General features: G+C 66.6%; 11 protein-coding genes and 1 riboswitch. Of the genes, 2 read left to right on the forward strand and 9 right to left on the reverse strand.

Going from position 1 to position 12,635, the window contains the following annotated elements; genetic code table 11:
- Positions 1–37: 37 nt before the first annotated feature.
- The 5 genes from Pka01_RS33425 to Pka01_RS33445 form a co-directional block, all read right to left on the reverse strand.
- Positions 38–973, reverse strand: a complete 936-nt coding sequence (locus Pka01_RS33425; protein ID WP_203886956.1) for a TIM barrel protein — start codon at positions 971–973, stop codon at positions 38–40.
- 419 nt (positions 974–1,392) lie between these two features.
- Positions 1,393–3,894: an ATP-dependent Clp protease ATP-binding subunit gene (locus Pka01_RS33430; RefSeq protein WP_203886957.1), complete on the reverse strand. Its 2,502-nt coding sequence runs from the start codon at positions 3,892–3,894 to the stop codon at positions 1,393–1,395.
- 268 nt (positions 3,895–4,162) lie between these two features.
- Complete coding sequence (locus Pka01_RS33435; protein WP_203886958.1) at positions 4,163–4,507, reverse strand: histone-like nucleoid-structuring protein Lsr2; 345 nt, start codon at positions 4,505–4,507, stop codon at positions 4,163–4,165.
- A 554-nt stretch (positions 4,508–5,061) separates the two neighbouring features.
- Positions 5,062–5,682 carry an RDD family protein gene (locus Pka01_RS33440; RefSeq protein WP_275414522.1) on the reverse strand — a complete coding sequence of 207 codons (621 nt, stop codon included), beginning with the start codon at positions 5,680–5,682 and terminating at the stop codon, positions 5,062–5,064.
- Positions 5,683–5,845: 163 nt separating this feature from the next.
- Positions 5,846–6,370: an RDD family protein gene (locus tag Pka01_RS33445; RefSeq protein ID WP_203886960.1), complete on the reverse strand. Its 525-nt coding sequence runs from the start codon at positions 6,368–6,370 to the stop codon at positions 5,846–5,848.
- Positions 6,371–6,403: 33 nt separating this feature from the next.
- Between Pka01_RS33445 and Pka01_RS33450 the strand changes: the two genes are divergently transcribed.
- Entirely contained in the window at positions 6,404–7,111 is a 708-nt protein-coding gene (locus Pka01_RS33450) for a hypothetical protein (protein WP_203886961.1), read from the forward strand.
- 67 nt (positions 7,112–7,178) lie between these two features.
- Here the strand turns inward: Pka01_RS33450 and Pka01_RS33455 are convergent, their stop codons facing one another.
- Positions 7,179–7,727, reverse strand: a complete 549-nt coding sequence (locus Pka01_RS33455) for an amino-acid N-acetyltransferase (RefSeq protein ID WP_203886962.1) — start codon at positions 7,725–7,727, stop codon at positions 7,179–7,181.
- Between the two features lie 381 nt (positions 7,728–8,108).
- Positions 8,109–8,272: riboswitch (cyclic di-AMP (ydaO/yuaA leader) on the forward strand.
- A gap of 189 nt (positions 8,273–8,461) precedes the next feature.
- Here Pka01_RS33455 and Pka01_RS33460 point away from each other — a divergent pair.
- Positions 8,462–9,394, forward strand: coding sequence for a C40 family peptidase (locus Pka01_RS33460; protein WP_239115764.1), 933 nt, complete (start codon positions 8,462–8,464; stop codon positions 9,392–9,394).
- A 119-nt stretch (positions 9,395–9,513) separates the two neighbouring features.
- On the opposite strand, the gene Pka01_RS33465 is transcribed toward Pka01_RS33460, so the two are convergent.
- The 3 genes from Pka01_RS33465 to Pka01_RS33475 all read right to left on the reverse strand — a co-directional run bounded on the left by Pka01_RS33465 (position 9,514) and on the right by Pka01_RS33475 (position 12,634).
- A complete protein-coding gene (locus Pka01_RS33465) occupies positions 9,514–9,774 on the reverse strand; it encodes a helix-turn-helix domain-containing protein (protein WP_239115766.1) in 261 nt (86 codons plus the stop codon).
- 341 nt (positions 9,775–10,115) lie between these two features.
- On the reverse strand, positions 10,116–11,792 hold the full coding sequence (gene lysS, locus Pka01_RS33470; RefSeq protein ID WP_239115769.1) for a lysine--tRNA ligase: 1,677 nt from the start codon (positions 11,790–11,792) through the stop codon (positions 10,116–10,118).
- Positions 11,793–11,851: 59 nt separating this feature from the next.
- A complete protein-coding gene (locus tag Pka01_RS33475; protein WP_203886964.1) occupies positions 11,852–12,634 on the reverse strand; it encodes a type III pantothenate kinase in 783 nt (260 codons plus the stop codon).
- Position 12,635: the final 1 nt, after the last annotated feature.

Consider the following 12,635-nt stretch of genomic DNA (forward strand, 5'->3'; position numbering starts at 1 on the left):
CGTGCGGAAACCAGGCACGTGATCATGCAGGGACGGGTCAGGCGGCGAGCTTGAGCCCGAGGTCGGTCAGGTTGCGGCGGGTCCAGTCGAGCTCGGCGGCGAGCCTGGCAACCAGGGCCGCCGGGCCCTTCGACTTGGGAGCCGTCCACTCGTGCGCCTCGACCTCGACATGGGCCGTGCCGTTGACCGCGCCGGACAAAATCGCGTTGAGCGTGTCCTGCAGCACCGGCTGCGTGCTCGGAATCTCCTGGCTGTGGTTGTGGACGTGCCCCAGCTTCACCACGGGAGCGCCCGCGAGAGCGAGCCCCCGGAGGGCGGCGCCCCGCTCCTCAGTGCCGCAGGACAGATGGCAGGCGTCCAGGCAGACGCCGAGGTGCTCGGAGTCGATGCCGCCGACACGCGCCAGCGCCTGCTCGGTCGTTTCGAGAACGCAGCCCGGCCAGGGCTCGAACCCGACGCGGATGGTCTTGCCGGTCACGCTGTAGAGACCGCGCAACTCCCGCGAGAGCCGTTCGAGGCGGCGTGAGGCGATCGAGTGGAGGTCCGCGGGCCAGTCGCGACGCCAGCCGATCGGGATCGTCGAGATGCTGCCGAACCGCACGTCGTCGGGCAGCAGGAAGGCGAGGATCTTCGCCAGCGCCATCGTGTAGCGGTACCGCTCGGGCTTGGCCCAGTCCGGCCCAGGAACGTCCTGATTGTGACCGCCGGCTCCGTTGAGGCTGACCACCTCGAGGCCGCGCTCCTCCAGCGAACGGCGCAGCCGTACGAGCTCGATGCGGTCAGCGATGAGATGGTCGGCGACGGCCGGCGCCAGCCACAGGCCGATCCCGAGCCGGTCGACGCCCAGCTTCCGCCGCACCGGCACCGCGTAGCGGGTGAGGTGGGCGATCAGGTTCTCCAGGTCCTCAGCCGGATGTACCCCAGCGTTGTAGGCCAGGTGAACGAGCGTCCCGTCGTCGTGCAACAGGCGCATCAGATGCCTCCCAGAACGTTGTGCACTCTCCGACCATGATCCACACGATCTGTCCCGATCGCATGGGGCCGAGGTCCTACTGGCACCGGGATCTTCCCGGCCTGGACCGAGCCTCCCGCGGATGCCCGGTTTCCCGCGTCCATCCCTCGGCGGATACGACTACTCCGTCGGGATGACCTCGAGAGCGGTCTCGCCATGTTCGCCAACGTCATGATCCGCATCGAACCGGGCCGGACTCTACAGAGTGTAGTACTACGTTCGGTGGCGGGATACCCCGATCTCACGCAAAACCCAGACCCGAAGTGAGGTCCGCGCGTCCGTTCGCCAGACGCCGACGCAAAGGTGCGAGTTGGACCTCTCCGGCACATGCGAAAAAGGGCGCCCCCACTGGGGACGCCCCTTCCGTCGTGCGGTCTAGATCAGTTCTGGATCGGCTCGACGATCGAGGCCGCCGAGTCCGGGACCGCGGGAGTCTTGGACTCGCCGATGAAGGTGAACTTCGCCGCCTCGCCCTCTCCTTCGATGTCGATCTTGACGATCTGACCCGGACGCAGGTCGCCGTACAGGATCTTCTCCGACAGCATGTCCTCCAGCTCGCGCTGGATCGTCCGGCGGAGCGGACGGGCACCCATGACCGGGTCGTATCCGCGGTCGGCGAGCAGCTGCTTCGCGGCCGGGGTCAGCGCCAGCGCCATGTCGCGGTCCTTCAGACGCTCGTCCACCTGGGCGAGCATCAGGTCCACGATCTGGATGATCTCCTTCGGCGTGAGCTGGTGGAAGACCACGATGTCGTCGACGCGGTTGAGGAACTCGGGCCGGAAGTGCTGCTTGAGCTCCTCCTGGACCTTCGACTTCATCCGGTCGTAGTTGCTCTCGGTGTCGTTGGACTTCGCGAAGCCCACCCCGATGCCCTTGGAGATGTCCCGGGTGCCGAGGTTGGTCGTCATGATGATGACCGTGTTCTTGAAGTCCACCACGCGACCCTGAGCGTCGGTCAGGCGACCGTCCTCGAGGATCTGGAGCAGCGAGTTGAAGATGTCCGGGTGGGCCTTCTCGATCTCGTCGAAGAGGACCACCGAGAACGGCTTGCGCCGCACCTTCTCGGTCAGCTGGCCGCCCTCCTCGTACCCGACGTAGCCGGGCGGGGAGCCGAACAGCCGCGAGACCGTGTGCTTCTCCATGAACTCCGACATGTCGAGCATGATCAGCGCGTCCTCGTCCCCGAAGAGGAACTCGGCGAGCGCCTTGGACAGCTCGGTCTTGCCGACGCCGGAGGGGCCGGCGAAGATGAACGACCCGCCAGGCCTTCTCGGGTCCTTCAGGCCGGCACGCGTCCGGCGGATGGACCGGGAAAGACCCTTGATCGCGTCGTCCTGGCCGATGATCCGCTTGTGGAGCTCGTCCTCCATGCGGAGCAGCCGCTGCGACTCCTCCTCGGTCAGCTTGAAGACCGGGATGCCGGTGGCCGTCGCGAGCACCTCGGCGATGAGCTCCTCGGTGACCTCGGCGACGACGTCCATGTCGCCGGCCTTCCACTCCTTCTCGCGGCGCTCACGCTTGAGCTGGAGCTGCTTCTCCTGGTCACGCAGGGCTGCGGCCTTCTCGAAGTCCTGCGCGTCTATCGCGGACTCCTTCTCGCGCCGCACGTTGGCGATCTTCTCGTCGTACTCGCGCAGGTCGGGCGGAGCGGTCATCCGGCGGATGCGCATCCGGGACCCGGCCTCGTCGATGAGGTCGATCGCCTTGTCCGGCAGGAACCGGTCGCTGATGTACCGGTCGGCCAGCTGGGCGGCGGCCACGAGGGCGCCGTCGGTGATGGAGACCCGGTGGTGCGCCTCGTAACGGTCGCGCAGACCCTTGAGGATCTCGATCGTGTGGCTGAGGCTCGGCTCGGCGACCTGGATCGGCTGGAAGCGCCGCTCGAGCGCAGCGTCCTTCTCCAGGTGCTTGCGGTACTCGTCCAGCGTCGTCGCACCGATGGTCTGGAGCTCGCCGCGGGCCAGCATCGGCTTGAGGATGCTCGCGGCGTCGATCGCGCCTTCGGCGGCGCCCGCTCCGACCAGCGTGTGCAGCTCGTCGATGAACAGGATGATGTCGCCGCGGGTGCGGATCTCCTTCAGCACCTTCTTGAGGCGCTCCTCGAAGTCACCGCGGTAGCGGGAGCCGGCCACCAGGGCACCCAGGTCGAGGGTGTAGAGCTGCTTGTCCTTGAGCGTCTCGGGCACCTCGCCCTTGACGATCTTCTGCGACAGGCCCTCCACGACGGCGGTCTTGCCGACGCCGGGTTCTCCCACCAGGACCGGGTTGTTCTTGGTCCTCCGGGAGAGGACCTGCATGACCCGCTCGATCTCCTTCTCCCGGCCGATGACCGGGTCGAGCTTGCCCTCGCGGGCGGCCTGCGTCAGGTTGCGGCCAAACTGGTCCAGCACAAGCGAGGTCGAAGGAGTGGCCTCCTGCGGCCCACCGGCCGCCGCGGGCTCCTTCTGGTAGCCATGGAGCAACTGGATGACCTGCTGCCGCACTCGGTTGAGATCAGCCCCCAGCTTCACCAGCACCTGGGCCGCCACACCCTCACCCTCACGGATGAGACCGAGCAGGATGTGCTCGGTGCCGATGTAGTTGTGGCCGAGCTGCAAGGCCTCGCGGAGCGACAGCTCAAGGACCTTCTTCGCGCGCGGGGTGAAGGGAATGTGCCCCGACGGCGCAGACTGGCCCTGGCCGATGATCTCCTCGACCTGCTGGCGCACACCCTCAAGGCTGATGCCCAGGCTCTCCAGAGCCTTGGCGGCAACGCCCTCACCCTCATGGATCAAGCCAAGAAGAATGTGCTCAGTACCGATGTAGTTGTGGTTGAGCATCCGGGCTTCTTCCTGAGCCAGGACGACAACCCGCCGCGCACGGTCGGTGAACCTCTCGAACATCTCGTCGCTCCTCACAGAGCGGTCAGGCGGACCAGGGAGATCCGGCCCGTCGTTCCGCATGGTAGCCCCGACCCAGCGACCGCTCCCATAGCAGAAGGGTTCCCCGAGAGCGAGGCGTTCACCCTCTATCCAACCCCCTGATGGGCACCAGATGTTCCGGATACGCCGCAAGCGAACGAGGTTTTAGCAGACTACAAACAGAATCGCGCGGTTATCCCGATCGTCAGAACATCCGACGACTGGCATAACCGCGCGATCAAGGGCGCAGTTAGTGGGCTGCGTCGTAGGCTTCGACGATCGACGCGGCAATACGGCCCCGCTCACTCACGGGGTGGCCGTGCGACTTGGCCCAAGCGCGGATCTCCGCGCTCTTCTCCCGGCTCATCGCCCGCTGTGCACTACCACTCACACCACGACGACGGCCTCGGGTCGAACCGGATTCGGCCCGCCGGGCGCCGCCGACGAAAGGTGACAGAGCATCGCGAAGCCGCTTGGCGTTGCCATCGCTCAGGTCAATCTCATAAGAGGTGCCGTCAATCGCGAACGCCACCGTCTCATTGGCCTCGCCGCCATCGAGATCGTCGATGAGAATCACCTGTGTGTGCTTGGCCATCCGGCAATCCTTTCGCGGAGCATAGTTTGATTCGCCAGCCAAACATATACCCGGTTTCCCGCGGCTGACAATTCAAGTTTGTGGATTCTCAGGAACCTGTGAGCTTGCTGAGTTCTCCCGCGACTCCGGTGTCGAGCGCAAGCCGGCGGCATCGGAACGTACCAACTTTACGATGCCGTACACGACCGCTCCCGCGGCGACCACGGAAGGTATCAAGGCGGACAATACATCTGTCATTCTGACTCGCTTGCGCCGGGGGTGTCTTTCGCGGCACCCGCGTGAATTCCGGGATGACGCCGACCACCATGGCGTTCGCCTCTGGAGGGCGTCGTCTCGACGATAGCGCCGCCGGGACCTGCTCCTCCTCCCGGGGGGCGCCTGCGGAGCTGAAGGTAATCCCTGTCTCTCCAGCCGCCTTACCGGATGCGGAGAAATCATACCCAGTAATGCCAAGTGGGACGGTCCGCCGAAGCGGCCGCCCCACCTTTCGTCCCGAGTTCACTGGCATAGATCGCGCCGTGCCGGGGCGATGTCACGTTGATTTCACCGCTGTGTCAGCGCGGTGCCTTCACCACGAGGGTGCCGGCGACCTTGTCGTGAAGTCCCTGCTGAAGGGGCTTGTCGACGAGGAGCATGATGCCGAGCACGATGACGAAGAGCGCGGCGAGAGTCCCGAGGAAGGGAATCCCGTAGAGCACCAGGACACCGGGGAAGATGCCTGAGCGCTTCATCAGGGCGGAGGAATCCGGCTTCGCTCCTCCCACTCCGACGAGCTGGATCTTCATGGCCTTCTTGCCGATGGTCTGGCCGTCCTTGGAGTGCAGCACGTAGTCGTAGGCCGCATATGCGCCCCAAGCGATCACCGCGGCGAGGAATCCCGGCAAAAACACGTTGCCGGCCGTGGGGTTGGTCAGCAGGTCGGCGATGCTCGGCTGGAAGATCGACGTGAGGATCCTGAAGATAATCCAGTAGACGACGCCGAAGATGAGCCCGTCGATGAATCTCGCGACCAATCGCTCCCACCATTCGGCGAGCGGGGCCGGGGCGCCCGGAGGAAGGGGCGCGCCTTGGGGTGCTCCATATGGGCCGTAGCCGGGAGGCGGTGGATATCCACCGGGGGGCGGCGGCGGGGCGGACTCATATGGATTCTGGCCGGGGGGTGGTTCCGCAGTCATTGGTCACCTCTCGTGACGGCGTGAGGACATGCGTCGGTCAAGCATCGCACGGGATACCCCACCCGTTACGGCTTTTAGGCCGTACCTTCACACTGCGCGCCACTTGTATCGAACATACGAAAACGGGGCCGATGGTCCGTTCCATCGACCCCGTTATGTAGCACTACTTGACCTTGACCACGATCGTCTTGGCGACCTTGTCGTGCAACGCTTGACTAAGCGGCTTGTCCCAAAGCAGCCAGAGAACATTCACCAAGGCGAACAGGGACGCGAGCCATCCCACCACGGGAATCCATCGGATCAGTTGCGGCCCGAAGGTCACACCGGCTCGCTTGGCCGCCACGTCCTGCTGAAGGCCTTCCGGGCCGAGCGTTCCGCCGACCGGGACGACCTTGATCCCCATTGCCATCTTTCCGATGGTCTGCCCCCGCTGACGCAGCATGAGGAATTCATACGCGATCATCACTGCGCCGCCGAGCAAAGCGGTGAGCAGGCCGGCGAGGAAGAGACCGCTTTCCAGGGTCACCTCCCCGGAGACGGGGTCGAAGTCGGCTCGCGTGACCACGATGGCGGTGATGATCGTCGAGATGATGGCGAACGGGATGCCGATGATGACGCCGTCGATGATCCTCGCGACCAGTCGCTGCCACCACTCGGCGAGCGGCGCCGGCGCTCCCGGCGGAATCACGCCCTGCGCGCCGTACGGCTGGCCGTAGCCCGGTTGCCCGTAGCCCGGCTGCCCATACGCCGGCTGGCCGTAGCCGGGCTGTCCGTACGGCTGCTGGCCGTATCCCGGCTGTCCGTAGCCCTGGCCATAGGGCTGCTGACCGTAGCCGGGCTGGCCCTGGCCGTACTGCTGGGTCTGGCCGTAGTCGGGCTGGCCGTAACCCTGTTGGGGCTGGCCCTGCTGCCCGTAACCCTGCTGCCCGTAGCCCTGCTGGCCGTACCCCTGCTGACCCTGGCCGAACGGCTGGGCCGGCTGCTGACCGTAGGGGTTGGCGGGCTGCTGCCCGTAGCCCCCCTGATCGGGGGACTGCGCCGGCGGCTGGCCGTACGGGTGCCCGGGCTGCTGGGGATAGCCGCCCTGCTGCGCCTGCTGGCCGTACCCCTGCTGACCCTGGCCCTGCTGGCCGTACTGCGGCTGTCCCTGGCCCTGGCCGTACTGCGGTTGTCCTTGACCTTGCTGGCCGTACTGCGGTTGTCCCTGGCCCTGCTGGCCGTATCCGTAACTCTGCGGCTGACCCGGGGGGGCGACGATCGTGACGTCCGGGTCGTATCCCTGCTGGGACTGCTCGGTGTCCTGGCGGTCGCGTCCGCTACCCGGAGGGGAACCTTCCGGATTTCCCTGCGGGTACGGCGGCTGTCCAGTGCTCACCGTGTCACCTCGTTTCGAGTGCGCGTGCGGCACATCGTCAGGCTCGCATGCTGATATCGCCTAACGTATCGAGAGGCATATCAACAGTCACCTTCACGCAACGTCAGTCGCGCAGTGAAGATCACCGGTCCAGATGGAGCAACATCCGGGTATTGCCCAGTGTGTTGGGCTTCACATGCTCGAGATCCAGGAATTCGGCGACACCCTCGTCGTATGACGCCAGCAGTTCCGCATATACCTCGGGTGCGACCGGTGTGCCCTGGATGGGAACGAAACCGTGGCGGCCGAAGAAGTCGACTTCGAAGGTCAGGCAGAAGACCCTGCCCACACCGAGGTCGCGCGCGGTCTCGATGAGAGCCGCGACGATCCGGTGGCCGACGCCCTTGCCCCGCGCCGCCGGATCCACGGCGACGGTACGGATCTCCGCCAGGTCCTCCCACAGAACATGGAGGGCACCGCACCCGACGACCGTTCCCTCCAGTTCGCCGATCCAGAACTCCTGCACATCCTCGTAGAGGGTGACCGTGCTCTTCTCCAGGAGTCGCGGGCCCACGCCGGAGTATTCGTCGACGAGGCGGCGGATGACGCGCACATCCGCCGTCGTGGCCCTGCGCACGACGATCCCCGGGCGCCCGGACTCGACAGACGTGTGCTCCGCGACCTGCTCCATGGTCCGTCAGCGTAGTCGGCGCCACCTGCGAACCTGTTTCACGGCACCACCGAGCGCCGTCGCGTCATTAACGGTCAGCCCCAAAAGGGGGCACCGGATTCGTGCCAGGGGAAGCGCATCGAGCCACTCGATCGGTACCACTGGTCACTCTGTCCCCATGCTTTCAGGTTATGTCCAGGGTTGGACCTGCCCCGAGCCACTGACAAAACGCTCCAAAAGTGCTAAACCGCAGCTAGATGGCGGTGTGGACCTCGAACAGCCGTGACCTTGCCGTGATCGTTTGGTTGTGAAACCTCAACGGAATCTCTAGTTCTGGTTGAGCTAGAACCACGGATGCACTAGTGTCCAGCGACAATAACCGGTCACCGTGGCCCCACACGGGCGACCGGGCCGCCGAGTCTTCCGAGCACTCACGTGCGACGTGGAGCCGGGGACCCAACTGTGCGGATCTGGATGTTCTAGATCAACAAGGGGTGAATCCGAAAGGTAGGGCTGCTCCGGCCCGAACCCGTCAGCTAACCCGGTAGGCGGCAAGGAGTGCCGAACGGAACCGTGTGGCCATCTGCGCACCACACGGCGACCCCGTCCGTACGGCACGACATTGGAGAGGAGTCTTGTTGCGCGTGCGTCGAGGACGGGCAGCCGGTAGACACGCCCAGCACCGGCAGCCTGTGGCCGGCGGAGCTCTGTCCGGCTCCATCCGGAGATTCGCCTTAGTTGGCGTAGCAATAACCATGATCACGGTCGGTGCCCCCATGATGGCCGCCACCGCTGAACCCAAGCCCACCACCAAGCAACTCGCCGCCGAGGTCGAGAAGCTCTACGGCGACATCGAGACCCTCACCGAGCAGTACAACGGCGAGCGCGTCCGCCTCTCCGCGGCACAGCGGTCGGCAGACGTCGCCAAGAAGACCCTCGCCAAGAGCGAGGACGAACTCGCCGAGCGCCGCCAGAAGGCCGCGTACCTCGCGCAGAACTCGTACATGAACGGTGGCTTCGGATCCGCGCCCTTCGCTCTGATGGGCGGCGTCGATCCCGAGACCTACCTCGACCAGGCCTCCACCACGTACGCCCTGGAGCTGCAGCAGGGCCAGGAGGTCACCGAGGTCGCCAACGCGATGGAGGCGGCCCAGCGGGCGAAGGAAGGCGCCGCAGCGCGCGAGACCGAGGTGAAGAAGCTGCTCTCCAGCCTCGAGTCGCAGCGCAAGAAGATCACCAAGATGGTCAAGAAGTCCGAGAGCAAGCTCTACAGCTCGGTGGCCTCGAGCGTCAGCGGCGGTGCCGCGAGGCGCGTGTCGTTCCCCGTCATCGGAGACGGCAAGGCCGCCGCGGCGGCGCGCTGGGCGCTGACCCAGCAGATGAAGCCGTACGTATGGGGAGCGGCGGGACCGAGCTCCTTCGACTGCTCCGGCCTGATGATGGCGGCCTACCACACGGTCGGGATCAGCCTGCCCCACTACACCGGCAGCCAGTGGACCTCGGGCACGCATGTCTCCACCAAGGACATGCGCGCCGGTGACCTCATCTTCTTCTACTCGGACCTGCACCACGTCGGCATGTACCTCGGCGGCGGCTTCATGATCCACGCGCCCCACACGGGTGACGTGGTGCGCGTCGCGCCCATCGCGGGCCGGCCCATCGCGGGAGTCGTACGGATCGCGGACTGAGCCCGGCGAGGCGTACCTCTTCATGACGCCGCAGGCCCCCAGCCCGGGGCCTGCGGCGTCTTGTCTTGCTGAAGCCAGGCTGGTCCTCGAAAGGCGAGCCGTGCCGGGTCGATCCGGAGTCAGATGAGCCTGCGGCGCGCGGCCCAGGCCACCGCCTCGATCGCGGTCGCCACTCCGATCTGATCGCAGATGTGGCGCAGCCGCCGCCGCACCGTACGCCCGCTCACATCCAGGCTGCGGCCCACGCGATCCGCGGTGACCCCCTTGGCCAGTTCCGCGAGGAGCACCAGGTCCTCATCGGTGAGACCGGCGCGCTCGACATCCGTAGCGAGATCCACTGCGAGGCCCTCGCCTCTCGTGACGACGTCAGGAAGCCCCATCGTCTCGCCCTCCCCCACGACGATGATTGGGTCGGCCCACCCTCAGGGAAGGTAAACGCCGCCAGACAAGGTCGTCAAGGCACGGCATTGTGCAGAACCGCGCTCGGGCGCACGCGTCGTCACGGCAGTATCAGTGTCCCCATGAGTATGAAATTCCGGATGTTTTCCGGCTTTACGGACACTTCACATGGTGCAGTGATTTCGTCGGCCCGCAATTCGGGTCCGGGCGATCGGGTCCGTCCCCATCGCCCGGTTTTCCGAAATTTCATCACCCGGTTTCCCGGTATTCGTCGGGCCGCTCGGCCGATCGAATTCCGGCGACCGCTCGGCCGTTCGGTTCTCTACGAATCGATCAGCGCGCGTACACGATCCCGGCCCACGGAGAGCAGCAGCGTGGGCAGCCGCGGCCCGGTCTCACGCCCCACCAGCAGCCGGTAGAGCAGGGAGAAGAACGCCCGCTGCGCGACCTTCAGCTCGGGCGTCGCCGCCTTGGCGCCCATGTCGAGCCCGGACTGGATCTTCGGCACGCCGTACACGAGCGTGGTCAGGCCGTCGAGCGACCAGTGCTCGTCGAGACCGTCGGACAGCAGTTTGAGCGACTCGCGCTCTGTCGCGCCCAGGGTCGCGAGGAGCGCGGTGTCGGGCTCCCGGCGGACCTGCGTGCGCTCCTGCGCGGGGACGTAGGTCGTCACCCAGTGCTGGGCCCGGTCGAGCCTCGGCCGCAACTCGTCCAGCCCGGCGATCTCGGGGTCGAACTCGCGGAGGATCCGCAGCGTCTGCTCCTCCTCGCCCCCGGTGATGTCCGCCACCGAGGCGAGCGTCCGGTACGGCAGGGGCCGCGGAGTCACCGGAAGGGTCACCGCGGCCGTGGTCGCCGCACGGCGGTGGGACGCCTGGTCGGCCGGGAGGGCCGTGCCGTCGGCGACCTTCCTCGACAAGGTGTCCCACTCGTCGTACATCCGCTGGATCTCCTGGTCGAAGGAGACCTTGAACGACTGGTTGGGCCTGCGCCGCGCGTACAGCCAGCGCAGCAGAGCGGGTTCCATGATCGAAAGCGCCTCGGCCGGGGTCGGCACGCCGCCCTTGGAACTGCTCATCTTGGCCATGCCGCTGATGCCGACGAACGCGTACATCGGGCCGATCGGCTGGTCGCCGCCGAAGATCTCCCTGATGATCTGGCCGCCGACGACGAAGGAGGACCCGGGCGAGGTGTGGTCGACCCCGGACGGCTCGAACACCACGCCCTCATAGGCCCAGCGCATCGGCCAGTCGACCTTCCACACCAGCTTGCCCCGGGTGTGCTCGGCGAGGATCACGGTCTCGGCGTGGCCGCACGCACAGGTGTACGACAGAGCGGTCGTCTCGTCGTCGTAGGACGTGACCGTGGTCAGATCGCGGTCGCAGACCGAGCAGTACGGCTTGTACGGGTAGTAACCGCCGGCTCCGGAGCCGTCGTCCTCCCCCGCCGCTCCCGAACCCTCGAGCGCGGCCGCCTCGTCGTCGTCCTTGGCCTTGGCCTTCGCCTTGGTGCGGTACTGGCCGAGGATGGCGTCGATCTTCCTCCGCTCGCGCATGGCGAGCAGGATCTGCTCGCGGTAGGCACCGGAGGTGTACATCTCGGTCTGGCTGATGCCGCGGAACTCCACGCCCATCTCGGCGAGGGCGGCGGCCATCGGGGCCTTGAAGTGCTCGGCCCAGTTCGCGTACGCGCTGCCGGGAGGGGCCGGCACCGAGGTCAGCGGCTTGCCGATGTGCTCGCTCCACGAGGGGTCGACGTCCGCCGGGACCTTGCGGAACCGGTCGAAGTCGTCCCACGACACGATGTGGACGCACTCGTGCCCGCGCCGCCTGATCTCGTCGGCGACCAGGTGCGGGGTCATGACCTCGCGCAGGTTGCCCAGGTGGATCGGCCCGGAAGGGCTGAGGCCGGACGCGCAGACGATGGCTTTGCCCGGCGCGCGCCGTTCGGCCTCGGCGATGACCTCATCGGCGAAACGCGCCACCCAGTCGGCGTCCATCACGGCAGTCCTCTCTCAGGGGTTCCTGCCTTCTATGGTCCCGCACGCCGGACAGTGCTTCAGGCAGTGTTCCGCGTGTAGACCAGGCGCAGGCCGATCAAGGTGAGCCAGGGCTCGTGCACGTCGATGGTGCGGGCCTCGCTGACGACGAGGGGGGCACCCGAGCCGGTGGCCACCACGGTGACGTCGTCGGGATCGTCGGACAACTCCGCCGTCATGCGCTCGACGATCCCGTCGACCAGCCCCGCGAAGCCGTACACGATGCCCGACTGAAGGGCCTCCACGGTGTTCTTCGCGATCACCGAGCGCGGGCGGATCAGCTCGACCTTGTGCAACTGCGCCCCCGCCGTGGCCAGGGCGTCAACCGAGATCTCCAGACCGGGGGCCGTGACCGCCCCGATGTACTCCCCGCGGGCGGAGACGGCGTCGAACGACGTCGCCGTGCCGAAGTCGACGATCACGCACGGCCCGCCGTACAGGGTGGCGGCGGCGAGGGCGTTGACGATGCGGTCGCTGCCGACCTCCTTGGGGTTGTCCATCCGGACGGGCACGCCCGTGCGGACGCCCGGCTCGACTACGACCGCCGTCACGTCGCCGTAGTAGCGGCGGGACATCTCACGCATCTCGTTCAGGACCGAGGGGACGGTCGAGCAGATGGCGATGCCGCTGATGTCCGCGTCCTTGAGGATCGGCGACTGGCTCAGCAACCCCTGCAGCACCACGGCGATCTCGTCGGCGGTGCGGCGGGAGTCGGTGGCTATCCGCCAGTGCTCGATGACCTCTTCACCCTCGAACAGGCCAAGCACCGTGTGGGTGTTGCTGACGTCGATGGTGAGCAGCATT

The sequence above is a fragment of the Planotetraspora kaengkrachanensis genome (assembly GCF_016862895.1).
Classification (GTDB): domain Bacteria; phylum Actinomycetota; class Actinomycetes; order Streptosporangiales; family Streptosporangiaceae; genus Planotetraspora; species Planotetraspora kaengkrachanensis.